Source organism: Streptomyces sp. NBC_01288 (assembly GCF_035982055.1).
Taxonomy (GTDB): Bacteria; Actinomycetota; Actinomycetes; order Streptomycetales; family Streptomycetaceae; genus Streptomyces.
In genome coordinates this window covers 5,700,320-5,724,323 of sequence record NZ_CP108427.1, presented here as the reverse complement: position 1 = coordinate 5,724,323, position 24,004 = coordinate 5,700,320, and the positions used below count along the sequence as shown (strand labels likewise).

At 69.7% G+C, this 24,004-nt stretch carries 23 protein-coding genes and 1 riboswitch; of the genes, 10 read left to right on the top strand and 13 right to left on the bottom strand.

Translation table 11 applies throughout. The features are described from left to right. The first annotated feature begins 75 nt into the window (after positions 1-75). A complete protein-coding gene (locus OG194_RS25795; RefSeq protein WP_327403169.1) occupies positions 76-642 on the top strand; it encodes a hypothetical protein in 567 nt (188 codons plus the stop codon). 216 nt (positions 643-858) lie between these two features. Here OG194_RS25795 and OG194_RS25790 read toward each other — a convergent pair whose 3' ends face one another. The 6 genes from OG194_RS25790 to thrC form a co-directional block, all read right to left on the bottom strand. Further along, positions 859-1,719: a metallophosphoesterase gene (locus OG194_RS25790; RefSeq protein ID WP_327403168.1), complete on the bottom strand. Its 861-nt coding sequence runs from the start codon at positions 1,717-1,719 to the stop codon at positions 859-861. A 285-nt stretch (positions 1,720-2,004) separates the two neighbouring features. Then, positions 2,005-3,135, bottom strand: a complete 1,131-nt coding sequence (locus OG194_RS25785; RefSeq protein WP_327403167.1) for an NADH:flavin oxidoreductase — start codon at positions 3,133-3,135, stop codon at positions 2,005-2,007. A 203-nt stretch (positions 3,136-3,338) separates the two neighbouring features. Beyond that, entirely contained in the window at positions 3,339-4,967 is a 1,629-nt protein-coding gene (gene groL / locus OG194_RS25780; protein ID WP_200690012.1) for a chaperonin GroEL, read from the bottom strand. 340 nt (positions 4,968-5,307) lie between these two features. Beyond that, positions 5,308-5,514 carry a cold-shock protein gene (locus tag OG194_RS25775; protein WP_006382349.1) on the bottom strand — a complete coding sequence of 69 codons (207 nt, stop codon included), beginning with the start codon at positions 5,512-5,514 and terminating at the stop codon, positions 5,308-5,310. A gap of 453 nt (positions 5,515-5,967) precedes the next feature. Next, entirely contained in the window at positions 5,968-6,243 is a 276-nt protein-coding gene (locus tag OG194_RS25770; protein ID WP_266771159.1) for a MoaD/ThiS family protein, read from the bottom strand. A gap of 92 nt (positions 6,244-6,335) precedes the next feature. Continuing rightward, positions 6,336-7,631 (bottom strand): threonine synthase, encoded by a 1,296-nt coding sequence (gene thrC, locus OG194_RS25765; protein WP_327403166.1) that lies wholly within the window; start codon positions 7,629-7,631, stop codon positions 6,336-6,338. 15 nt (positions 7,632-7,646) lie between these two features. Next, positions 7,647-7,793: riboswitch (SAM riboswitch) on the bottom strand. Between the two features lie 215 nt (positions 7,794-8,008). Here thrC and OG194_RS25760 point away from each other — a divergent pair. Together OG194_RS25760 and OG194_RS25755 are read left to right on the top strand one after the other, a co-directional pair. Next, the gene (locus OG194_RS25760) at positions 8,009-8,953 is read left to right on the top strand and encodes a glucosyl-3-phosphoglycerate synthase (RefSeq protein WP_327403165.1); all 945 of its coding nucleotides are present in this window, start codon (positions 8,009-8,011) and stop codon (positions 8,951-8,953) included. Positions 8,954-9,058: 105 nt separating this feature from the next. After that, on the top strand, positions 9,059-10,465 hold the full coding sequence (locus tag OG194_RS25755; protein WP_327403164.1) for an alpha,alpha-trehalose-phosphate synthase (UDP-forming): 1,407 nt from the start codon (positions 9,059-9,061) through the stop codon (positions 10,463-10,465). 84 nt (positions 10,466-10,549) lie between these two features. On the opposite strand, the gene otsB is transcribed toward OG194_RS25755, so the two are convergent. Genes otsB through OG194_RS25740 form a run of 3 tightly spaced genes read right to left on the bottom strand, consistent with a single transcriptional unit; the run spans position 10,550 to position 13,027 of the window. Next, positions 10,550-11,413 carry a trehalose-phosphatase gene (gene otsB / locus OG194_RS25750; protein WP_327403163.1) on the bottom strand — a complete coding sequence of 288 codons (864 nt, stop codon included), beginning with the start codon at positions 11,411-11,413 and terminating at the stop codon, positions 10,550-10,552. 43 nt (positions 11,414-11,456) lie between these two features. Then, a complete protein-coding gene (locus OG194_RS25745; protein ID WP_327403162.1) occupies positions 11,457-11,708 on the bottom strand; it encodes a DUF3263 domain-containing protein in 252 nt (83 codons plus the stop codon). 53 nt (positions 11,709-11,761) lie between these two features. Continuing rightward, on the bottom strand, positions 11,762-13,027 hold the full coding sequence (locus OG194_RS25740) for an ABC transporter substrate-binding protein (RefSeq protein WP_442811627.1): 1,266 nt from the start codon (positions 13,025-13,027) through the stop codon (positions 11,762-11,764). A gap of 110 nt (positions 13,028-13,137) precedes the next feature. Between OG194_RS25740 and OG194_RS25735 the strand changes: the two genes are divergently transcribed. The 3 genes from OG194_RS25735 (at position 13,138) to OG194_RS25725 (ending at position 16,342) form a co-directional block, all read left to right on the top strand. Further along, positions 13,138-14,082, top strand: a complete 945-nt coding sequence (locus tag OG194_RS25735) for an ROK family protein (RefSeq protein ID WP_327403160.1) — start codon at positions 13,138-13,140, stop codon at positions 14,080-14,082. Beyond that, a complete protein-coding gene (gene nagA, locus OG194_RS25730) occupies positions 14,082-15,293 on the top strand; it encodes an N-acetylglucosamine-6-phosphate deacetylase (RefSeq protein ID WP_327403159.1) in 1,212 nt (403 codons plus the stop codon). Before OG194_RS25735 ends, nagA begins: the two co-directional genes overlap by 1 nt. Before the next feature lie 116 nt (positions 15,294-15,409). After that, positions 15,410-16,342 (top strand): 1-phosphofructokinase family hexose kinase, encoded by a 933-nt coding sequence (locus tag OG194_RS25725; RefSeq protein WP_327407205.1) that lies wholly within the window; start codon positions 15,410-15,412, stop codon positions 16,340-16,342. A 391-nt stretch (positions 16,343-16,733) separates the two neighbouring features. Here the strand turns inward: OG194_RS25725 and OG194_RS25720 are convergent, their stop codons facing one another. Then, complete coding sequence (locus OG194_RS25720) at positions 16,734-17,708, bottom strand: carbohydrate-binding protein (protein WP_327403158.1); 975 nt, start codon at positions 17,706-17,708, stop codon at positions 16,734-16,736. 141 nt (positions 17,709-17,849) lie between these two features. Next, the gene (gene cdgB, locus OG194_RS25715; protein ID WP_327403157.1) at positions 17,850-19,508 is read right to left on the bottom strand and encodes a diguanylate cyclase CdgB; all 1,659 of its coding nucleotides are present in this window, start codon (positions 19,506-19,508) and stop codon (positions 17,850-17,852) included. A 305-nt stretch (positions 19,509-19,813) separates the two neighbouring features. On the opposite strand from cdgB, the gene OG194_RS25710 reads away from it, so the two are divergent. Further along, positions 19,814-20,398 carry a flavin reductase family protein gene (locus OG194_RS25710; protein ID WP_327403156.1) on the top strand — a complete coding sequence of 195 codons (585 nt, stop codon included), beginning with the start codon at positions 19,814-19,816 and terminating at the stop codon, positions 20,396-20,398. Positions 20,399-20,572: 174 nt separating this feature from the next. Beyond that, positions 20,573-20,983 (top strand): GNAT family N-acetyltransferase, encoded by a 411-nt coding sequence (locus tag OG194_RS25705; RefSeq protein ID WP_327403155.1) that lies wholly within the window; start codon positions 20,573-20,575, stop codon positions 20,981-20,983. Here OG194_RS25705 and OG194_RS25700 read toward each other — a convergent pair. Together OG194_RS25700 and arfB are read right to left on the bottom strand one after the other, a co-directional pair. Continuing rightward, complete coding sequence (locus OG194_RS25700) at positions 20,908-21,246, bottom strand: hypothetical protein (protein ID WP_327403154.1); 339 nt, start codon at positions 21,244-21,246, stop codon at positions 20,908-20,910. The genes OG194_RS25705 and OG194_RS25700 overlap by 76 nt on opposite strands. A 12-nt stretch (positions 21,247-21,258) precedes the next feature. Then, entirely contained in the window at positions 21,259-21,687 is a 429-nt protein-coding gene (gene arfB, locus OG194_RS25695; protein ID WP_327403153.1) for an alternative ribosome rescue aminoacyl-tRNA hydrolase ArfB, read from the bottom strand. A gap of 194 nt (positions 21,688-21,881) precedes the next feature. On the opposite strand from arfB, the gene OG194_RS25690 reads away from it, so the two are divergent. Together OG194_RS25690 and OG194_RS25685 are read left to right on the top strand one after the other, a co-directional pair. After that, positions 21,882-22,457, top strand: a complete 576-nt coding sequence (locus tag OG194_RS25690) for a TerD family protein (protein ID WP_327403152.1) — start codon at positions 21,882-21,884, stop codon at positions 22,455-22,457. A 232-nt stretch (positions 22,458-22,689) separates the two neighbouring features. Further along, the gene (locus tag OG194_RS25685) at positions 22,690-23,943 is read left to right on the top strand and encodes a DUF1266 domain-containing protein (protein ID WP_327403151.1); all 1,254 of its coding nucleotides are present in this window, start codon (positions 22,690-22,692) and stop codon (positions 23,941-23,943) included. The last annotated feature ends 61 nt before the right edge of the window (positions 23,944-24,004 follow it).

The following is a 24,004-nucleotide window of genomic DNA, read 5'->3' as shown; positions in this document are numbered from 1 at the left end:
GGAGAACGAGCGCCGCCGCCCCACTCCCACCAAGGCAACCGGCCCGCGGCAAAGCCGACTATCGTCGACAGAACCATGAACCACGCCCAGCAGACCGCCCTAGGCCGCGCCCTCCGCCTCCTCGGCGAGCACGGCGAGGCCCTCACGTCCGACACCCCCGACGGCAAGCTCCACGAGGTCAAGGCGGACCTCAAGCGCGCCCTGGACCTGCTGGACGACAGCGTCAGCGGCGCCGCGCCCACCACCCGCTGCCCGGAGCATCCCAACGGCCCGGTCGACGCCGACGCCCCCGACCTCTGCCTGCTCTGCGAGACCCGCCGCCGCTCGGCCCGCCGCTCCGAGTTCAACGGCCCCGCCGCACCCCGGCCCACCGACACCACACCGTCCCGCTACGGCGTCCGCGAGGACCGCCCGCAGGCCCAGCAGCGCTGGCTCCCCGAACTGTGGAACGGCCAGGCCTGGCAGCTCTGCGGCACCCCGCGCCGCGACCGCCACGAGGCCGAGCTGTACATCAACGCCGCCCGCCGAGGCTCCCGCCCGGCGATGGCGTACCGCCTCGTGCACGAGTTCACGGACTACGAGGTACTCCGCGTCTGGGGCACACCGGTCCACGTGGACATCGAGCCGCTGGGAAACCTGTAGTACGCGGAGTACTCGGAATACGCGGAGTCCGCACAACGCGAAGTCCCCGCCCCGCGCGATGCGGGACGGGGACTTCGTTCGGAGCGCCGGGCAGGCCTTGCACCTGCATCTCCCCGCAGGAAGCGGGACATCTTTCCTTGGACCACCAACGCAGCACCAGCCAACCGGAGTTACGGCGACGGGCTCAAGATCCAGTATACCCGGCCCACAAGCCACTTAGGGCGCATGCCGCTCAACAACCGACCGAACCTGTTCGGCATCCAACTGGTACACCGTCTCGTGCGCCCGAGGATCCCGCGCATGGAAGGTATGGAACATCGGCCCGGTCTCCCCACCCAGCTCCACGAGCGAGGCCGAGGCGCCCCGCACGGCCCGCTCCGTGCCGTAGGCCGTCGTCAGATCCATCCGGTTGACGACACCGGGCGTGACCCACACCGGAGTCGCCTCCAGGAACCCGAAGAGCTGAAGGTGGAAGTGCCCGGTGAGCACGACCCGTACGTCACTCCCCCGGATCGCGTCCGCCAACTCCCCCGGATTCCGCAGCCCGAAGGCCCGCTGCATCGGCGTACCGAGGTTGATCGGCGGATGATGAAAGGCGAGAACGGTCCCGAACTCGGCCGGAGTCCCCAACTCCTCCCCCAACCAGTCCAGTTGAGCCCGGCTCAACGCCCCGTAAACCTCCCCCGGCACAAGCGAGTCGAGCGTGACGAACCGATACCCGCCGACCGTACTGACCGCAGCACACCCGAACTCCACCGGAAACACGGCGTCGGCAGCCACATGCCCACTCCCGAGCACCTTCCCGAACGCCTCCCGCTCGTCATGGTTCCCGGTCGTATAGAAGACGGGCACCCCACCCATCACCCGGGCGAACCCACCCACCAACTCCCGCACGGCCGCATACGCCTCCACCGCCCCGTCGTTGGCGAGGTCCCCGGTGACGACGACCGCGTCCACCCCCCGCTGATGCCGCAACTCGGCAAGCATCAGCCGCAGGGAGTCGGTCGGGTTGATGCCGTGGCGGTTGGGGGCGTCGGTACGTTCCAGGTGGGTGTCGGACAGGTGCAGGATCCTCATGTGCGCGAACGCTAGCCGGAGTTGGGGGCGGCGGACAGGGGACGGGGCCGGGCACCGGCGTCATCGGTGCCCGGCCCCGTCATCCACTCCGGCCGTCCTCATCCACTCCGGCCGCCCCCGCCCACTCCGGCCGTCCTCATCCACCCTCGCCGCCCCATCCACCCTGGCCGACTATCTCCAGCCCGTCCGGCGTTTGAGGACGAGGCCCTTCAGGGCCGATGGGGGTCTGGGGGCGCAGCCCCCAGGGACGCGCACCCCCACCACCCCGCACCCACAACTCAGCGCTCAGCTAAGCGACTTCAGCGCCGCCGCGTCATAAGGCGCCAGCTCCTCCACCCGCCCGGCGAGGACCTTGGCGGCCCACTCAGGGTCCTGAAGCAGCGCCCGTCCCACGGCCACCATGTCGAACTCGTCCCGCTCCAGGCTGTCGAGGAGGTCGTCGATGCCCTTGACCGGCGCGCCCTCACCCCGGAACCCCTTGAGGAAGTCCCCGTCGAGGCCGACCGAGCCGACCGTGATGGTCTGCTTCCCGGTGAGCTTCTTGGTCCAGCCGGCGAGGTTGAGGTCGGAGCCGGCGTCCTCGAACTCGGGGAGCCAGTAACGGCGGGTGGACGCGTGGAAGACGTCCACGCCGGCCGCCGCGAGCGGGGTCAGGATCGCGTCCAGCTCCTCCGGGGTCTCGGCGAGACGGGCACCGTAGACGTCCTGCTTCCACTGCGAGTAGCGGAAGATGATCGGGAATTCAGGAGAGACCGTCTCGCGGACCGCCGCCACGATCTCCGCCGCGAACTTCGTACGGGCGACCGCGTCACCGCCGTAGGCGTCCGTACGGCGGTTGGTGCCCGCGTACAGGAACTGGTCGAGGAGATAGCCGTGCGCGCCGTGCAACTCGACCCCGTCGAAGCCGATCCGCTCCGCCGCGGCGGCCGCCTCGGCGAACGCCCCGATGACGTCGTCCAGGTCCCGCTGCGTCATCGCCGTACCGGTGACCTCGTCGCTGCCGATCCGCAGCCCGGAGGGGCCGACGGCGGGCGCGTCCGCGTACGGCGGCTGGCCCTGCTCGCGGACCATGCCGATGTGCCACAGCTGCGGCACGATCGTGCCGCCCGCCGCGTGCACGCCCTCGGCGACCTTCGCCCAGCCGGCGAGCTGCTCCTCGCCGTGGAAACGCGGAATGTCGTCGCTCTGCCCGGCGGACTCGTGGCCGACGTACGTGCCCTCGGTGACGATGAGGCCCACGCCCGCGGCGGCGCGGCGGGCGTAGTAACCGACCACGTCCTCACCGGGGATGCCGCCCGGCGAGAACTGCCGGGTCATCGGCGCCATCACGATCCGGTTCGGGACGGTCAGGCCGTTGAGGGTGATCGGACGGCCGAGGATTTCGGCCGCTCGGGAGGCGGGGGCGGTCGTAGACACGTGTGGGGGCTCCTCGAATACCGGGTACCAGGTGGTATGTGCGTATGCATCGATCATGCGTCAACAACAACCACCCGGCCAAGCCCCTCATTCCGACCGCCCGGCACCTCCCCCTGTGACTCCGGACACGCCCGAGGGCGGTACCCCCTGCCAGAAGCAGGAAGTACCGCCCTCGGTAAGACCGTTGATCAACCGGAGGTCGATCAGAAGTCCATGTCACCGCCCGGCATGCCGCCACCGGCGCCCGCGCCGGCACCGGCCTTCTCGGGCTTGTCGGCGATGACCGCCTCGGTGGTGAGGAAGAGCGCGGCGATGGACGCGGCGTTCTGCAGGGCAGAGCGCGTGACCTTCGCCGGGTCGATGATGCCCTCGGCGATCATGTCCACGTACTCACCGGTGGCGGCGTTGAGGCCGTGACCGATGGGCAGGTTGCGGACCTTCTCGACGACGACTCCGCCTTCGAGGCCACCGTTGACGGCGATCTGCTTCAGCGGGGCCTCAAGGGCCAGCTTCACGATCGCGGCACCCGTGGCCTCGTCGCCTTCGAGCTCAAGCTTCTCGAAGACGTGGCCCGCCTGGATGAGGGCGACGCCGCCACCGGCGACGATGCCCTCCTCGACGGCCGCCTTCGCGTTGCGAACGGCGTCCTCGATGCGGTGCTTGCGCTCCTTGAGCTCGACCTCGGTGGCCGCGCCCGCCTTGATGACGGCGACGCCACCCGCGAGCTTGGCGAGGCGCTCCTGGAGCTTCTCGCGGTCGTAGTCCGAGTCGCTGTTCTCGATCTCGGCACGGATCTGGTTGACGCGACCGGCAACCTGGTCCGCCGAGCCCGAGCCGTCGACGATCGTCGTCTCGTCCTTGGTGATGACGACCTTGCGGGCGCGGCCGAGGAGATCCACGGTCGCGTTCTCCAGCTTGAGGCCGACCTCCTCGGAGATGACCTCGCCGCCCGTGAGGATGGCGATGTCGCCGAGCATGGCCTTGCGACGGTCACCGAAGCCCGGAGCCTTGACGGCGACGGACTTGAAGGTGCCGCGGATCTTGTTGACGACCAGCGTCGACAGGGCCTCGCCCTCGACGTCCTCGGCGATGATCAGCAGCGGCTTGCCCGACTGCATGACCTTCTCCAGGAGCGGGAGCAGGTCCTTGACGTTGGCGATCTTCGAGTTGGCGATCAGGATGTACGGGTCGTCGAGGACGGCCTCCATACGCTCCATGTCGGTGGCGAAGTACGCCGAGATGTAGCCCTTGTCGAAGCGCATACCCTCGGTGAGCTCCAGCTCCAGACCGAAGGTCTGGGACTCCTCGACGGTGATGACGCCTTCCTTGCCGACCTTGTCCATCGCCTCGGCGATGAGTTCGCCGATCTGGGTGTCGGCGGCGGAGATGGAGGCCGTCGAAGCGATCTGCTCCTTGGTCTCCACGTCCTTGGCCTGCTCCAGCAGGGCACCGGAGACGGCCTCGACGGCCTTCTCGATACCGCGCTTGAGGGCCATCGGGTTGGCGCCCGCGGCTACGTTGCGCAGGCCTTCCTTGACGAGAGCCTGGGCGAGAACGGTCGCGGTGGTCGTACCGTCGCCGGCGACGTCGTCCGTCTTCTTGGCGACTTCCTTGACCAGCTCGGCGCCGATCTTCTCGTACGGGTCCTCCAGCTCGATCTCCTTGGCGATGGAGACACCATCGTTGGTGATCGTGGGGGCGCCCCACTTCTTCTCAAGGACGACGTTGCGGCCCTTGGGGCCGAGGGTGACCTTGACGGCGTCGGCGAGCTGGTTCATACCGCGCTCAAGGCCTCGCCGCGCCTCCTCGTCGAACGCGATGATCTTGGCCATGTGAAGTGGTCCTCCCGGACTGGGGTGGATTGCTCCGGACCGCGCTGGCGCCCGCGACGGACGGCTCGCCTGCCCCATGGCTCCTTGCGCCACCTGGCCTGCGGGCCTCACCGACCCGATCCTTCGTTATCACTCTCACCTTCAGAGTGCTAACGCCAATGATTAGCACTCGGCATGGTCGAGTGCAAGCGGCTCCCAGGTTCTGGGCCCCTCCTTCACGGGGCGCGCGAGGTGCGCACGGGGCATGCCGAAGGGCCCGTACCCCAGGAGGTGACCCCCCAGGAGTACGAGCCCTTCGGTGAGGAACGAAGAACGTCGCTGCTGTTCGCCGGCGCGTGCTTCAGGTAGTCGCGAGCCGGACCATGTCCGCCTGCGGCCCCTTCTGACCCTGCGAGATCTCGAAATCGACCCGCTGACCCTCTTCCAGGGTGCGGTAGCCGTCCATCTGAATCGCGCTGTAGTGGACGAAAACATCCGCACCACCGTCGACCGCGATGAAGCCGTACCCCTTCTCCGCGTTGAACCATTTGACGGTGCCCTGAGCCATGCCTAACTCCCCTATTACTGGCCCTTGCACGGACCCGCACTTCGCGGATCCGGGTCAGACCTCACCCCCCACAGGATTGGGGGCGTGCGCCGGAACGCGTCGACCGCGGCCGAATGTATCCGTCCAACTGCCGTCTGCAACAGGTCAATCCGACGAGAATTCCGGGCAGGACCGGTCGGGAATATACGGAGAATTCGTCCGACTTCAGGGCAAGTCGGGCCCGATAAAGGGAACATAACGCGCAAAAGGAATGCACACTTTGGCTACTTCTCATCGCACGCGGAGCGGGTACTCATATGCGTCCGGCATGCGGAGTGGAGCGGGTTCCCCAACTGTACCCCGCTCAACCCTACAGAATTGCCCCCTCCGCTTCTCTCACGGAGGGGGCAATTCGATGAACTCTTGGTAATCGGCGTTACCCAGGGTAATTTCCGGGGCCCGCCAGACCGCCGCTCAGCCGCCGGCGACAGCCGGAATGATCGAGACGCCGGCCCCGTCCGGAGTGGCCGTCTCCAGCCCCTGCTCGAACCGCACATCGTCGTCATTCACGTACACATTGACGAACCGCCGCAGCTTGCCCTGATCGTCGAGCACGCGGGCAGAGATCCCGGCATGGTTCTTCTCCAGGTCACTGATGACCTCGGCGAGGGTGCCGCCTTCGGCGGTCACCTCGGCCTGCCCGCCCGTGTAGGTGCGGAGAATGGTGGGGATGCGGACACTAACGCTCATGCTGATGACCTCCGGTCAGGTGCGGCTTTTGCTTTTAGGGGCGCGGGGAACTGCGCGACCAGCCCCCACCGGGCCCGCAGACGACAACGACGCTACGACGCAAGCCCGGCTTCCCTGAACGACTCAAGGTTCGGCCGGATCGTCGCGGTGAGCCCGGTACCAGCCACCGCGTCCAGCGTCTTCAGACCATCACCGGTGTTGAGGACCACCGTCGTCAGGGTCGGATCCAGCAACCCGTTCTCGATCAGCTTCTTCGCCACACCGACGGTCACCCCACCCGCGGTCTCCGCAAAGATCCCCTCGGTCCGCGCCAGCAACTTGATCGCGTCGACAACCTGCTCGTCGTTGACGTCCTCCACCGCCCCACCGGTCCGCCGAGCGATGTCGAGGACATACGGCCCGTCCGCCGGGTTCCCGATGGCCAGCGACTTCGCGATCGTGTTCGGCTTCTGCGGCCGCACGACGTCATGCCCCGCCTTGTAGGCGACGGAGACCGGCGAACACCCTTCCGCCTGCGCCCCGAAGATCTTGTACGGCCTGTCCTCGACGAGCCCGAGCTCGATCAGCTCCTGCAAGCCCTTGTCGATCTTCGTGAGCTGCGACCCGGAGGCGATCGGCACGACCAGCTGGTCCGGAAGCTTCCACCCCAGCTGCTCGCAGATCTCGTAGGCGAGGGTCTTGGAACCCTCCGCGTAGTACGGCCGGAGGTTGACGTTGACGAACCCCCAGCCCTCGCCCGCCGGGTCACCGATCAGCTCGGAGCAGAAGCGGTTCACGTCGTCGTAGTTGCCCTCGATGCCGACGAGCTCGCCGCCGTAGATCGCGGCCATGACGATCTTGCCCTGCTCCAGGTCGTGCGGGATGAACACGCAGGAACGGAAGCCGGCCCGGGCCGCGGCGGCACCGACGGCACCCGCGAGGTTGCCGGTGGAGGAGCAGGAGAGGGTGGTGAAGTTGAAGGCACGGGCAGCCTCGATGGCCTGGGCCACGACGCGGTCCTTGAAGGAGTGCGTCGGGTTGCCGGAGTCGTCCTTGACGAACAACTTGCCCGCGTCGACGCCCAGTTCGCGGGCGAGGTTGTCGGCCTGGACGAGCTTGGTCCAGCCGGGGTTGATGTTCGGCTTGTCGGCCACGTCGGCGGGGACGGGCAGCAGGGGCGCGTAACGCCAGATGTTCGCGGGGCCCGCTTCGATCTGCTTGCGGAGCTCTTCGGTGTCGTAGGCCGAGAAGTCGTAGGCGATCTCCAGCGGGCCGAAACACTCCTCGCAGGCGAAGACCGGACCGAGCGGGACGCGGTGGCCGCACTCGCGGCAGGACAGCGCGGCGGCGGGGCCGAGATCGACGGCGTCTACGGAGTTCGTGGTGCTTGCAACAGTCTGCGCAGCCATGGAGGCGAGGCCCTTTCCTCATCTTCCTCACGACGCGTTTCGCCATGAGACGGATTTGGCACCTTCCCGAGCCGGGAGCCTCGCCACATCAACGTGACAAGACCGGCTGGAGGGTTGCCGGGGCTTCAACGGGCCGTATCCCTCTGCCCCTCTGGATGAGCGGTGTTCAGTTGTGTATGCGGTTGTGTCACTTGCGTGAGCGTTGACGGCCCCCGACATGCGATGGTCATCAGCGTTGTTCAAGACTGTAACCGAAGGCCAGGACAGTTGAGTGAGCCGTCCGAACCGCGAGACGACGGAATCCACCTGCCGCTACCGCGGCGGGCCTACACACGGTGACCGTCACTCGCCGAGAGAACGCAGAGGAGCCGCGCAACGTGCTGAAGGAAGTCGAGCACTGGCTGAGCACCCGCTCCTGGTCCATGACCGACCGGCCGCTCCACAAGATCCTGGCCGCGAAGCACCGCACGGGCCAGTCGGTCTCCGTCGTGCTGCCCGCGCTGAACGAGGAAGCGACGGTCGGCGACATCGTCGCGATCATCCGTCACGACCTCATGCAGCAGGTCCCGCTCGTCGACGAGATCGTCGTCGTCGACTCGGGGTCCACCGACCGCACCTCCGAGGTGGCCGCCGCGGCGGGCGCCCGGGTCGTGCACCGTGACGACATCCTGCCGCGCATCCCCGCCGTGCCCGGCAAGGGCGAGGTGCTGTGGCGCTCACTGCTGGTCACCAGCGGCGACATCGTCGCCTTCGTCGACGCGGACCTGAAGGAGTTCTCCTCCGACTTCGTCACCGGGATCGTGGGCCCGCTGCTCACCGACCCCGGCGTCGACCTCGTCAAGGCGATGTACGACCGCCCGCTCGGCGGCGCGGCCGGCCAGGGCGGACGCGTCACCGAGCTGATGGCCCGCCCGCTGCTGAACATGCACTGGCCGCAGCTGGCCGGTTTCGTGCAGCCGCTCGGCGGCGAGTACGCGGCCCGCCGCTCGCTGCTGGAGCAGCTGCCGTTCCCGGTCGGGTACGGCGTCGAGCTGGGCATGCTGGTGGACGCGCTGCACCTGGTGGGGCTGGACGCCCTCGCCCAGGTCGACGTCGGGGTGCGCAAGCACCGCCACCAGGACGGGCAGGCCCTGGGGCGGATGGCCGCGCAGATCTACCGCACGGCTCAGCTGCGGCTGGCCCGAGGGCATCTGATCCGGCCGTCGCTCACCCAGTTCGAGCGGGGTCCGGACGGTTTCGAGCCGCGCACGTACTCCGTGGACACGGAGGAACGCCCGCCGATGGCGGACATCACCGAGTACCAGTCACGCAAGGTCGCATAACCACACAGTTACAGACGCTCACGGACGGTCGTATACGGACTCGTGCAGTCCGCCGACGGCCGTCCGTACGTTTGAGCGTTTCCGGCCCGGGCTAGGTTGTGCCGTATGGCTTCTACGTCGTCCCCCTCGCCCGCGTCCGGTGCCGCTCAGGTGCTCGTCGCGTCCAATCGCGGCCCGGTCTCCTACGAGGTGGGCGACGACGGTTCGCTGCGCGCCAAACGGGGTGGCGGCGGGCTGGTGTCCGGGCTGTCGGCGATCGGGCCGGACGCGGGTGCGCTGTGGGTGTGCTCGGCGCTGTCCGACGGCGACCGCGAGGCGGTGCGGCGCGGGGTCGGCGAGGACGGCGTACGGATGCTGGACATCCCGGCGGACGTGCACGCCGACGCGTACAACGGCATCGCCAACTCCGTGCTGTGGTTCGTCCACCACATGCTGTACCAGACCCCGCTGGAGCCGGTCTTCGACGCGGAGTTCCGGCGTCAGTGGGCGTCGTACGAGACGTACAACCGGGCGTTCGCGGAGGCGTTGGCGGACGAGGCGGCGCAGGGTGCCGTCGCGATCGTGCAGGACTACCACCTGTGCCTGGTCCCGGGAATGCTGCGGGAGTTGAGGCCGGACCTGCGCATCGGCCACTTCTCGCACACCCCCTGGGCACCGGCGGACTACTTCCGCATGCTGCCGGACGACATCCGTGAGCAGCTGCTGACGGGCATGCTCGGCGCGGACCGCCTCGGCTTCCTCACCCACCGCTGGGCGGACGCGTTCGCGGCCTGCTGTACGGAGTTCACCGGGGGCGTCGGTGACACCCTGATCGGCGTCCACGGCCTCGGCGCCGACGCCGACTTCCTGCGCGCCCGCTCGCACGAGCCGGACGTGGAGGAGCGGATCGTGGCCCTCCGCGAGGAGATCGGCGAGGGGCGCAGGACGATCGTCCGCGTCGACCGCACCGAACTGTCCAAGAACATCGTGCGCGGACTCCTGGCGTACCGCCAACTCCTCGACGACCACGCGGAGTTGCTGGAACAGGTCGTCCACGTGGCGTTCGCCTACCCCTCCCGGCAGGACCTCGCCGTCTACCGCGACTACACGGCGGAGGTGCAGCGGGTGGCGGACGAGATCAACTCTCAGTACGGGAAACCGGGTTGGACCCCGGTGCTCCTCCACGTCGAGGACGACTTCGCCCGCTCCCTGGCCGCGTACCGCCTCGCCGACGTGGCCCTCGTCAACCCCATCCGCGACGGCATGAACCTCGTCGCCAAGGAGGTCCCGGTCGTCTCCGACGAGGGCTGCGTCCTGGTCCTCTCCCGGGAGGCGGGCGCCTACGAGGAGTTGGGCGAGGACGCGATCCCGGTCAACCCGTACGACGTGATCGGCACGGCCGCCGCGCTCCACGAGGCGTTGACCATGCCGGCCGAGGAACGAGCCGAGCGCACGAAGAGGTTGGCGGCGGCGGCTACGGCCCTGCCCCCGGCCCAGTGGTTCCTGGAACAGCTGAACGCGCTCAAGGGCTGAGCGCCGGAGCACCCTCTCCGAAAAAGTGTGACACTTTCGCCGAAAGTGTCACACTTTTTCGGAACAGCCCCTGCCCGGTCCCGCTCAGCCCAGTTGGGCCGCGATCGCCGCCAGCAGTCCTACGACCCCCGCCGGGCCGTCCACCACCAGGTCCGCCCGGTCCGAAAGCTCCGCGACCTCCGAGCTGCCACTGCACACCAGCAGACCCGGAACGCCGTCCGAGCGGAGTTTCTCCACGGCGGCGAAGGCGGGGAGGTCGCCCAGGTCGTCGCCGGCGTAGAGGACGGACTCGGCGCCGGTTTCGCGGAGGTAGTCGAGGAGCGCTACGCCCTTGTCCATGCCCGGCGGGCGCAACTCCAGGACCATGCGGCCGGGTTCGACGATCAGGCCGTGGCGGGTGGCGAGGTCGGTGAGGGGGGCGCGGAGGGCCTCGTAGGCCGCCTGGGGGTCGGTCGCCCGGCGGGTGTGGACCGCCAGCGCGCGGCCCTTCTCCTCGATCCAGGTGCCCTGCCAGGCGCCGATCCCGTCCAGGAAGCCCGGCAGCTCGGCGCGGACCGCCGCGACCCCGGGGTGCGGGGCGGGGGCGCTGACCGTGCTGCTCACCGCGTCCCAGCGCTCCGTGCCGTAGTGGCCGAGCACGACCAGGTGTTCCAGTCCCGGTACGCCCGCGAAGCCGCCGTTGCGGACCGCCACGCCGGCCGGGCGGCCGGTGATCACGGCCACGGAGGCCACCTTCGGGGCGAGTGCGGCCAGCGCCGGCACCGCGCCCGGGTGGGCCCGCGCCTGCTCGGGGTCCGGCACGATCGGGGCGAGTGTGCCGTCGAAGTCGAGCCCGATCACCGCGGCGGCCGGTTTGGCGAGGATCGCCTCCAGAGCCTCGCGCCCGGCGCGGGTGGCGGGGGTCGGCAGTGTGTGCAGGGGATCGGTGGAGTCCTGAGGGCTGCCCATGTCGACGACCCTATCCGGGCGGGGCCGGGACCCACACCTGCTGCTACCTCTCCCCACGCCTCGTTTCACGGACCCGTCTCAGCCTGTTCACCGTCACCGGGTCGTGGGCCAGCGCCCGCTCGTCGTCCAGCAGGGCGTTGAGCAGCTGGTAGTAGCGCACGGGGGCCAGGCCCAGCTCCTCGCGGATCGCGCGCTCCTTCACGCCGGGGCCGGGGAAACCGCGGCGCTCCAGCGCGAGGATGTCCTGTTCCCTCCGGTTCAGCGAAGGGAGCCGCGAGGGCCGGTCGTCGTCCATGCCCTGAACCGTAACCCCCGCCACTGACAACGCCCCCGGACGCTGCCCGGCTGCTACTTCCCGCTCTCCGCCAGCGACGCCGACGCCTGCAACTGCCCCAGCACCGCCCCCGGGCTGCCGTTCGCGGCCACCGCCTGCCCTATCCGCTTCTTGATGTCCGCGCTGACCGTGGACCAGGAGGTGTTGCCGACCGGGTAGAGCGTGGACAGCGGGAGTTCCTCCAGGAAGGGCCGTAGAGCCTTGTCCTGCCGGGACTCCTGCATCGCCTCGGACGCGGAGTTGGTCACCGGCAGGAGGTCGTACTCGCGGGAGAAGGCGAGGACGTTCTTCTCGCTGTAGACGAAGTCGAGGAAGTCGCCGATCTGCTCGCGGTGGCCGTTCTGCTTGAACGCGGCCATCCAGTCGGCGACACCCATCGTGGTCTTGGCCTTGCCGTTGCGGCCGGGCATCGCGACCGTGCCGAACTTGACGCCCTTCTTGGCGGCCTGCCGCATGAGGGTGGGGTGCCCGTTGAGCATGCCGACGTCACCGTTGGCGAAGGCGGCGAACGCGTCCGCGCGATTGAGCTCGGCGGGCGCGACGGGACCGGTCAGGCCCTTGGCGACCAGGTTGTCGCGCAGCCAGGTGAAGGTGGAGATGTTCTGCGTCGAGTCGAGGGTGTACGTGCCGATGTCGTCGGTGTAGCCACCGCCCCCGCCGAGCAGCCACTGCATCGTCTCGGCCTGCGCCTCCTCGGACCCGAGCGGCAGCGCGAACGGGTACTTCACGCCCTTCTCCTTCAACGCCTCCGCGTCGGCGGCCAGTTCGCTCCAGTCCTTCGGCGGGGTGAGCCCGGCCTCGGTGAAGAGGGTCTTGTTGTAGAAGAGGACGCGCGTAGACGCGGCGAAGGGCATGCCGTACTGGATGTGGTTCACCTGCCCCGCGTCCAGCAGCGGCTCCAGGAAATCGGCCTCTACGGGGATGGAGAGCAGGTCGGCGGTGGAGTACAGCCTGCCCGCGTCGGCGTAGTCCGCGTACGCGCCGATCTGCGCCATGTCGGGCGCCTTGCCGGCCGCGACCATCTCCTTGACCTTGCGGTCGACGTCGTTCCAGGAGTAGACGCTGACCTCGACCTTGACGTCCGGGTGCTTCGCCTCGTACGCCTTGACGAGCCCGTCCCAGTATTTCCGCGAACTGTTGGACGCGGAGTCGCCGTAGTCGGCGGCGACGAGCCGCAGAGTGACCTCACCGGAATCCCCGCCGAGGCCACAGCCCCCGAGGACCGCCGTCAAGCCCAGTGCGGAGGTCACCGCGATCATTCCTGTCCTACGCCGCTGCACTGCCGAATCCCCAACCTTTGCTGTCGTGACGTTCGCTCCGCGAACCCATAAGGTCTACACCACGTGAGTGGACTAGACCTCTCGCGGGTGTACGGGCCACACTGTCCCCCGTGAGACATGTCATCGCCCTCGACGTGGGCGGCACCGGGATGAAGGCCGCCCTGGTCGGGGCGGAGGGCGAGCTGCTCCACCGGGCCCGCCGGGCGACCGGCCGTGAGCGCGGTCCGGACGCGGTCGTCGAGCACATCCTCGGCTTCGCCGCCGAGCTGCGCGCGTACGGCGAGGAGCACCACGGCGAGCCCGCGGCGGCGGCCGGCGTCGCCGTCCCCGGCATCGTCGACGCCGAGCGGGGCATCGCCGCCTACTCGGCCAACCTCGGCTGGCGCGACGTACCCCTGCGCGATCTGCTGGCCGCCCGCCTCGGGGGCGTCCCGGTCGCCCTGGGCCACGACGTCCGCACCGGCGGCCTAGCCGAGGGCCGTATCGGCGCGGGCAAGGGTGCCGACCGCTTCCTGTTCGTCCCGCTCGGCACCGGTATAGCGGGCGCGATCGGCATCGACGGCCGGGTGGAGGCGGGCGCGCACGGCTTCGCGGGCGAGATCGGCCACATCGTCGTACGCCCGGGCGGTACGCCGTGCCCCTGCGGCCAGATCGGCTGCCTGGAGCGGTACGCGTCCGCGGCGGCGGTGACCGAGGCGTGGGCGGCCGTCTCCGGCGACCCCGGGGCGGACGCGGCGGACTGCGCGAAGGCGGTCGCCGCCGGTGACCCGCGCGCGGAGAAAGTCTGGCAGGAAGCCGTGGACGCCCTCGCCGACGGCCTCGTCACCGCCCTCACCCTCCTGGACCCCCGCACGATCATCATCGGTGGCGGCCTGGCGGAGGCGGGGGAAACGTTGTTCACACCGCTGCGGGAGGCGGTCCGGTCCCGGATCACCTTCCAGAAGCTGCCGTCCATCGTCCCGGCGGCCCTCGGGGACACAGCCGGATGTCTAGGTGCAGGCCTCCTGGCCTGGGACCTCCTCAATCTCACCGACCGTACGGAGGTAACCACCTGATGGCAGCCGACCCAGGGGCGCGGGGAACTGCGCGACAAGCCACGACGGACCCGCAGCCCGCAACCGGCACAAGGCCCCTCATCCTGTCCGGCGCCGCAGTGGTCCTCCCCACCGGAACGGTCAAAGACGGCCGCGTGATCATCGACGGCACCCGCATCACCGGCGCCGCCCCCGACAACGCCCAGGTACTCGACGTCACCGGATTCACCCTGGTACCGGGATTCGTAGACATCCACAACCACGGCGGTGGGGGCGCCTCGTTCACCTCCGGCACCCCCGAGGACGTCCTCAACGGCATCCACACCCACCGCCAACACGGCACCACCACCCTGGTCGCCTCCACCGTCACCGGCGAGATGGACTTCCTCGCCCAGCGCGCCGGCCTCCTCTCCGAACTGGCCGAACAGGGCGACCTCGCCGGCATCCACTTCGAGGGCCCGTTCATCTCCCCGTGCCGCAAGGGCGCCCACTCCGAGGCCCTGCTCCGCGACCCCGACCCCGCGGACGTCCGCAAACTGGTCGACGCGGCCCGCGGGCAGGCGAAGATGGTCACCCTCGCGACCGAACTCCCCGGCGGCCTCGACTCCGTACGCCTCCTCGCCGAACTCGGCGTCATCGCGGCGATCGGCCACACCGACGCGTCGTACGAGCAGACGGTGGAGGCGATCGACGCGGGCGCGACGGTCGCCACGCACCTGTTCAACGCGATGCCGCCGCTCGGTCACCGCGACCCCGGTCCGATCGCGGCACTGCTCGAAGACGAGCGGATCACGGTCGAGTTGATCAACGACGGCACCCATCTCCACCCCGCTTCCCTGGAGTTGGCGTTCCATCACGCGGGCGCGGACCGGGTCGCGTTCATCACGGACGCGATGGACGCGGCGGGCTTCGGCGACGGGCGTTACATGCTCGGCCCGCTGGAGGTCGAGGTGAGCGAGGGCGTGGCACGGCTGGTGGAGGGCGGTTCCATCGCGGGCTCGACCCTCACCCTGGACCGGGCCTTCAAGCGCGCGGTGACGGTCGACCGACTGCCGGTCGAGGACGTGGTCGCCGCGATCTCGGCCAACCCAGCACGGTTGCTGGGGAGTTACGACGAGATCGGCTCGCTGGAGCCCGGCAAGTACGCGGACCTGGTGCTGCTGGACTCCGCGTTCGACCTCAAGGGCGTGATGCGGCGCGGCACTTGGGTGATCGATCCCCAACTGGGGTGAAATGTAACGCTGTTGAGGCGGCGGTTGTCCCGGGAGACTGGGAGGACCGCCGCCTCTTTGGCATGATCGGGCCCGAACTGGACGGCGGATACACATACTTCGGGGGAGGTCGGCCGGTGATCCTCACGGTGACGCTGAACACCGCTCTCGATATCACCTACCGCGTACGGGAGTTGCACCCGCACGCTTCGCACCGCGTGTCCGAGGTGACGGAACGCCCGGGCGGCAAGGGCCTGAACGTGGCCCGGGTCCTGGCCGCCCTGGGCCACGAGGTGACGGTCACCGGCTTCACGGGCGGCGCGACCGGACGCATCGTCCAGGACCAACTCACGGGCACCCCGGGCGTGTTGGACGCGCTCGTCCCGGTCTCCGGCGCGACCCGCCGCACGATAGCGGTGGTCGACGAGCTGACTGGTGACACGACTCAACTCAACGAGCCCGGCCCGACGGTCACTTCGGCGGAGTGGACGGCGTTCCAGGAGGCGTACGGGTCCCTGCTGACCGGCGGGATCTCGGCGGTGGCCCTGTGCGGAAGCCTCCCGCCGGGAGTGCCGGTGGGCGCCTACGCCGGCCTGATCCGCACCGCGCGAACAGCGGGCGTCCCCGTCCTCCTCGACACCAGCGCCGAACCCCTCCGCCGAGGAGTCGCCGCCCGCCCCGACATCGTCAAGCCCAACACCGACGAACTCGCCGAACTCACCGGCTCCCACGACCCGTTGCGCGCCACCCAGGACGCGCGACGCCGAGGCGCCCGAACGGTGGTCACCTCACTGGGCGCGCGGGGGCTGCTGGCAGCAACCCCGGAAGGCACCTGGCACGCGACACCGCCGACCCGCATCCACGGCAACCCGACCGGCGCGGGCGACTCAGCGGTCGCGGGCCTGCTGTCGGGCTTGGTGGAACACCTGCCCTGGCCGGACCGGCTGGCACGGGCTGTCGCGTTGTCGGCGGCGACCGTACTGGCGCCGGTGGCGGGCGAGTTCGACCGGGCGGCGTACGAGGAGCTGCTGGGGCGGGTCGTGGTGACGGGGGAGGTCAGCGCGGCTTGAAACCGACCAACCAACCTTGGCCGACGACCGCCGACACGGATGGTCACTCCTTCAAGATCCGAAGCAGTGCCAGCACCTCGTCGACCGTGCTCTACTCGATCACCGACTCGGGCACCAGGGTTCCCTGCACCACGACCCCGTGCACGCGGGACAGCAGCGGTGGCTCCTACACGTGCTGGTCCGGAGGCCCTTCCGGCATTGACTGGGTCAAGGTGAGCTGGGGTGGCAAGACGGGTTGGGTAGCCATCCTCCGCGTCGAAGGCGGACGCGTCCAAGCAACGCGGTGTCATCGCCTGGCATCTGATCGACGGCCGTCGGAAGCTCACCCTCCGACGGCCGTCGGACGCCGCGGCCTGATGCGCCCCGGCCCATTCCTGACCTGGCGCCCCGGCTACTTCTTGACCTGGCCCTGTTTCACCCACAGCTGGTCCAGGAGGACGTTGCAGTTGTCGCCGTTCTCGCAGGACAGGGTGAGCGTGTTCGTTCCCTTGGTGAGGGAGGGCCACGCGAAGCTCGTCGTCCAGCCCTTCGCGAAGTCGCCGTCGGCGGCCTTCGCGTAGTTCTTCAGGCTGAACGGGCTGCCGAACTTCTTACCGTTGACGCTGAGCGTCATCTGCTGGTCGTCGCTGGTAGAGCTGTAGTGCGCGAACACCGTGTAGGTGCCGTCCGAGGGGATGCCGTTCACCTGCCAACTGACCGAGGCGCCCACGGTGTTCAGGCCCGTCACATAGACACCACCGTCGGCGTCGGCACCCTTGACGTCCGACGCCAGGGTGGCGCCGCCCTGGAGGTTCAGCGCTTTCGCGTCGATGGTCTGGGTCGCCAGCCCGCTCGACGCGCTCGTGCTCGGCGAAGGACTCGACGAAGCGCTCTGCGAAGCCGACGGCGTCGAACCCGCCTGGTCGCCGGTCTTGTTGTCGTCGTTTCCGTTCATCATCGCCACGCTGATGCCGATGACCACCGCGGCGACGACCGCGATCGCGCCGATCAGCAGGCCCTTGGTGTTGGGGCCGCGGCCCCGGCCGTTGCCGCCGCCGTTGTTGTAGGACGGGGGCTGCTGGCCCGCGGGCGGGCCGCCGGGGAAGGTCTCCGGGGCCTGGTAGTGGGCGTTGGGCTGGGCGCCGTAGGGCTGCTGCTGCGGGACCGTCTGGCCGTAGGGCTGCTGGTACTGGGCGGTGGGGGCCGCGGCGGCCTGCTGGCCGCCGTACTGGCGCTCGCCCACCGGGCGCACTCGGTTGACCGAACCCGGGTAGCCGTAGCCACCGCCGGACGGCGGCTGGGCGCCGGCGGCCTGGCCGTCCTCGTACAGGTAGCCGAACGGGTCGTCGTCCTCGGGCGTGCTCGCGCCGTTGTTGCCGGGCGTCATCCCTAGGTACTCCTCAACAGGTGCGGGTGCAGATACGTCAGCTTCAGACACGTCGTCGATACGTCTGGAGAACTGCGAGCCTACCCGCTCCGCGTCGTCCAAACGGGTGACTCGGACCGCATCAAACCGCTGACCTGGAGATCATCCCGCGCGTCTGTGCTGTTTGGGACGAGATCGTTTCTCGATGTACATCCGTTCGTCGGCGGACTTCAGGACCTCGTCCGCCGTCATGCCGCAGTGGGCCCACCCGATACCGAAACTGGCCCCGACCCGCATGCCGCGGCCGTCGACCCGGATGGGCTGGATGATCTCGTTCCGCAGGCGTACGGCGAGGTCGGCGGCGTCGGCCTTGCCGAGCCCGTCGGCCAGGACGACGAACTCGTCGCCGCCGAGCCGGGCCACCGTGTCGCCGTCGCGCACCGCCCGGCCGAGCCGCCGCGCGACCTCGATGAGCACCGCGTCGCCCGCGTTGTGCCCGAACCGGTCGTTGATCGACTTGAAGCCGTCGAGGTCGCAGAAGAGCACCGCGAGCCCCTTGGTGCCGTCGTCCCGCTCGCCCTCGGGGGCGATGGTGTGGACGTGGTGGTCGTAGGCGTCGAGGAGGTCGGCGCCGGGGCGGAAGTCGAAGCCGTGGCCGTTCGCGTCGTAGGCCGCGTGTCCGTACGCGGCGTCGATGGACTCGATCTCGCCGGGGTGGGTGGCCTGCGGGCGCTGGCAGAGGCGGGCGGAGAGGCGGGTGCGCAGCTCCGCGGAGTTCGGCAGGCCGGTGAGCGCGTCGTGCGCGGCGCGGTGGGCGAGCTGTAGCTCGCGGCGCTTGCGGTCCTCTATGTCCTCGACGTGGGAGAGGAGGAAGCGCGGTCCGTCGGCGGCGTCCGCGACGACGGAGTTGCGGAGCGAGACCCAGACGTACGTGCCGTCCCGACGGCCCAGGCGGAGCTCCGCGCGTCCGCCCTCCGCCGACGTTCTCAGCAGGGTGCCTATGTCCTCGGGGTGGACGAGGTCCGAGAAGGAGTAGCGGCGCATCGCGGACGCGGGGCGGCCCAGGAGGCGGCACAGGGCGTCGTTGCTCCGGAGTATTCGGCCGTGCTGGTCGCCGCCCATCTCGGCTATCGCCATGCCGGAGGGGGCGTACTCGAAGGCCTGCCGGAAGCTCTCCTCGCTTGCGCGCAGGGCCTGTTGCTCGCGCTCCAGGCGGACCAGGGCGCGCTGCATGTTGGCGCGCAGCCGGGCGTTGCTGATCGCTATGGCCGCCTGGAACGCGTACATCTGGAGCGCCTCGCGCCCCCACGCGCCCGGCCGCCGGCCGTTGCGCGGACGGTCCACGGACAGGACGCCGATCAGCTCGCCGCACGCGCCGCCGGAGACTCCGGGGGTGTACATGGGCGCGAAGAGCCGGTCGGACGGGTGCCACTCGTCCTCGAAGCGGGGTGCGGGGCCGTCGGTGTACCACTGCGGTACGTCGTCCTCGTCGAGGACCCAGCCCTCGGTGTGCGGGATGAACCGGAGGTCGCCCCAGGCCTCGCCCATGCCGAGCCGGCGCTCCCAGGAAGTGCGTGAGCCGACGCGGCCGGCGATGAGCGACTCGGCGGCGGAGTTGCCCGCGAAGGCGGCGACCACGAGGTCGCCGTCGGGGCGGACGAGGTTGACGCATGCCAGCTCGTACCCGAGACCCTTGACGACGCCGTCGGCGACGGTCTGAAGGGTGTCCGCCAGGCTGCGGGCGGTGTTCATGTCCGCCATGACCGTGTGCAGTTGTCGCAGGGTCGCAAGACGGACGTAGGGTTCCGACTCGGTCTCCATACTCGCCCTCCCCCCGAGACCTCGCAGTGAATCAAGGGTCATCTTCCCCGCCACTGAATCACAGCGCGCTGCCCACTCGGTACACAGGGTCAACAATTACTACCCCTTGTGACTCAAGTCACAGCAGAAGATGAACAATTGAGTGGAGTTTCTGCTTTTTCCCTGTGCGTTAACTGAACGCAAACTGTGCGGGTGTGTGGACATGATGCACGACGATGTTCCGCCGCGTGGGCCATTGGTCCTAGGACCCGAGTGGGCCGCAGGTCCGATGTGGTGCGCGAACACACGAGGCTAGCGTTTCGAGTGTGCTGAACACCGCGTCGCAGACCACCTCGATCATCAAGACCGTTCCCTCCGGGCATGCTGTGGGGGTGAGCAACGACGAGTTCCGCGCCGCCCTCGCGCGACTGGCCGCGGGCGTGGTCCTGGTGACCGCGCACGAGGAGCCCTACGACCCGGACGACCCCCAGGCCCCGGTCGGCGAGGACGTCGGCATGACGGCGACCGCGTTCATGTCGGTCTCCCTGGACCCGCCCCTGGTCCTGGTCAGCCTCCGCAACGGCTCCCGCATGGACGACCTCCTCGACGAACAGCCCCTGTGGGCCGTCTCCGTCCTCTCCGAGAGCCAACGCCACATCGCGGGCCGCTTCGCGATGAAGGGCCGCATCAGCGACCGGCTGCTGTTCGACGACATTCCCTACGTCCACGGGGAGGCGTCCGGGGCTCCGTTGGTACGGGGAGCCCTGGCCACGCTGGAGTGCCGGACGGAACAGCGGGTCCCGGCGGGGGATCACACGCTGGTCATCGGGCGGGTGCTGACGGCGGAGGTGGGGAGTGCGGAGGGGGGTCCGCTGTCGTACTTCCGGGGGCGGTACCGGCAGTTGGGGTAGGCAGCGGGGGGGCGGGGGGACGGCACTCCTGGCCGGTAACGGCAGTTGGGGTGACTGCCAATTCGGTGGCCCCGCCGGTGATCGACCCACTTACCGTGCACGCATGACGCCGATCACCGCCGCCGTTCCCGGGCCGCGCCTCGAAGAGTCACCCGGCTCAACATCGATGCCGCCATGGGCATACGGGTCCGCCCCGACCAGGAGTTCGCGGTCTCCCCCGTCATGAAGTCCCTCGCCGAGGCCTACGTCCATCAGGGCACCGCCTGGCCCCGCCTGATCGTCGACGAGGACCGGCCGGTCGGCTTCCTCATGGCCTTCCTCGACATCGACTGGAACCTGGACGGCACCGTCATCCGTTCCGGTCTGTGGCGGCTGAACATCGCGGCGGACGAACAGGGGCGCGGCTACGGCCGGTTCGCGGTGGAGTCGGTCGCCGCGGAGATCCGCCGCCGAGGCGGCAAGGAGCTGTACGTGACGTGGCACGAGGGTCCACTGGGCCCCGCGAAGTTCTACCTGGGGCTGGGTTTCCGGCCCAACGGAGAGCTGAGCGAGGGGGAGACGGTCGGGGTGCTGGAGCTGTCGTAGGCGATGCCGGCGACACCGTCCACCGAGGCGAGCCGTGCGAGGGCGGCGAAGTGCGCGAAGCTCGTCGCGCCGGTCGCCAGGGCTACGGCGCCGGCGGTCATGGCGCCCTCGGAGGGGGCGACGACGTCCGGGGCGAACACCTTCACCAGCGCGTCGAAGTCGCCCTCGCGCACGGCGGCGAGGAAGGCGTCGGCGACCGCCCGTTGCCGTACGAGATCCGTGTCCGGTGCGGGCCGAGTACGAGCCGAGGACGTGACAACCAACCGGTACCGGAACTACCCCCAGCCCCGCCCGTTCCGCCCCCGCTTCGTGTCGGAGCGCTGCTTCTTCTCCCGCAACCGGCGTTCGTTGATACCGCGCGGAATACGGGTCGCCCGGCGCGGCTTCGGCGGCGGTGCGGTGGCCTCCGCGAGGAGCGCCGCGAGGCGTACGGCGGCGGTCTCGCGGTTGCGCCACTGGGAGCGGTGCTCGGAGGACCGTACGGTGACGACGCCGTCGACGAGCCGCGAGGCGAGCCGCTCCAGCGCGCGCTGCTTCCACACCGGGGGCAGGGCCTCGGTCTTCGCGAGGTCGAAGCGCAGCTCCACCTGGGAGTCGCTGGTGTTGACGTGCTGCCCGCCCGGCCCTGACGACCGCGAGAAACGCCACATGAGCTCGGCCTCGGGCAGGGAGACGGAGCCGCGGACGGGATAGGGACCGGACATGTCCCCATGGTCGCGCAGCTGTCCGGTCCACGTCACTCCCATTTCCACAGGAGTCCCGCGGACCACCGAGGGGCGCGGGTAAAGAAAGTAAAGTCGCCTGGAACCTTCGGTACCCCTCTTGGCGTTCATACAGGTACCGGTAGCTTCGTCCTCAGTACGAAGCCCGCACCGCAACGAGGGAAGGACTCCCAACAATGGCTGTAAGCCTGTCCAAGGGTGGCAACGTCTCGCTCACCAAGGAGGCCCCGGGCCTGACGGCCGTCACCGTAGGCCTCGGCTGGGACGTCCGCACCACCACCGGCACGGACTTCGACCTCGACGCCTCGGCGATCGCGGTCAACCCCGAGGGCAAGGTCTACTCGGACGGTCACTTCATCTTCTTCAACAACAAGTCGACCCCGGACCAGACGATCGTCCACACCGGCGACAACCGCACGGGCGAGGGCGCGGGCGACGACGAGGCGATCAACGTCAACCTGGCCGGCCTCCCGGCGGACGTCGAGAAGATCGTCTTCCCGGTCTCGATCTACGACGCGGAGACCCGCTCGCAGAACTTCGGCCAGGTCCGCAACGCGTACATCCGCATCCTGAACCAGGCCGGCGGCGCCGAGATCGCCCGCTACGACCTCTCCGAGGACGCGGCGACGGAGACGGCGATGGTCTTCGGCGAGCTGTACCGCAGCGGCGCGGAGTGGAAGTTCCGCGCGGTGGGCCAGGGTTACGCCTCCGGCCTGGTCGGCATCGCCCAGGACTTCGGCGTGAACGTCTGACGTTCACCGCGTTGGTACGTGGTGCCGTGTGTGAGGGCCCCTGGCCGCGGTTGCGGCCGGGGGCCTCGGCATGTGCGGGAACGGGAGCCCGGGGACCGGGAGTTGGGGAACGCGGCACCGGGCGCCGGGAGTTGAGGGAACAGGGCGCGGGGGCCGCACAGGGGTGTCTCAGCCGCGTATGGCAATGTGCCGGGATCAACAGTCGTTGGCCCCTGGAAGGACAGCGAGCCCTATGTCGTTCGGACCGTCCCCCGCCGGTTTCGGGCCTCCCCCACCTCCCGCATGGACCCCGCCGACCGAGACGGAACGCGCACTGGCCGAGGCGAGAGCGCGCGGCGACCGGCCCGCGTACTACGACGCACTGGCCCGGGTCCGCCTCTACTACGTGATGTCGCGCGAGTCCTACGACGCCCAACCGGACCGTACGCACCGCACGTTCGCCCGCGACCCCCGCACCGGCGCGGAACGCTGGGAACTCTTCACGGACGGCATGCTGCCCGCGCCCCGCCCCGACCTGGTGTACTCCCGCGCCTCGCTGCGCGGGATAGCGGACGCCTGGAACCCGCGCTGCCCGCCCACCCTCCTCGTCAACCCCGGCACCCCCTGCGAACTGGCCCTCCCCTACGGCCCACCGGGCACGACGGACTGGTCACGCGCGGCGGAACGCATCGGCGCCCCCGACACCTCCATGCGGCTGCGCGCGCTCCACGTCGGCGGCGTGCTCCACGGCCCCGTGGCCCACGGCCTGGCCTGCGGAGCCCTCCTCTGCGTCAGCAACGGCTCCCTGTGGAACGCGGTGGCCTGGCACGGCAGCGGCTACGACGGTGAGCGCCGGCGGCTGCGCGAGTGGTGGGGCATCACCACCCGCGCCGAGTGGCAGCACCACCTGCGCAACCTGCTCGCCTGCGAAGCGTCCAGCTCCGTATGGGAGTTCGCGCTGAGCCTGCGCCGCACGATCGCCCGCGACTTCGGCGGCCACGTGGACACGGGCTACTGGCGCCAGGCCGTGGCCACCGTCATCCGAGCCAACTCGGAAGGCTCCACGGTGATCACGGAGGACGGCGTGACGAAGACGGACCCGCGCCCGGCGTCGGAGACCGAGGCCCGCATCGAGGGCGTACAACGGCTGATCGGCCGCATCACCCGCTACGAGGCCCGCATGCGGGCGGACGGCATCCTCGCCGAGAACCGCCACGTCACCTCGGTGGAGGCCTGGGACCTGGGCCGAGCCTCGAAGATGGCCCGCTGGGGCCTGGGCGCCCGCTTCGCCACCCTCCAGGAGACGGAGTCGGCCGTCGTCCGCGCCGGCCGGGCCGCCGCCCTCGCCCACCGCTCCTGGGCCGACTTCTCCACGGGCTACATCCTGGGCCGCTGTCTGCACTTCGACGAGGAGGAGTTCGGCGACTGGTACCAGGACATGGTCTCGGCGCACCGGATTCTGATGTCCGATCCCGGGAGCCCTTGGCTCAACATCCCTTTTCGATAAGGCGCCGTGACGGGGGACCGTCGAGTCGTCCCGAACCGGAGCGGGCCTCACGTCTCGGTGT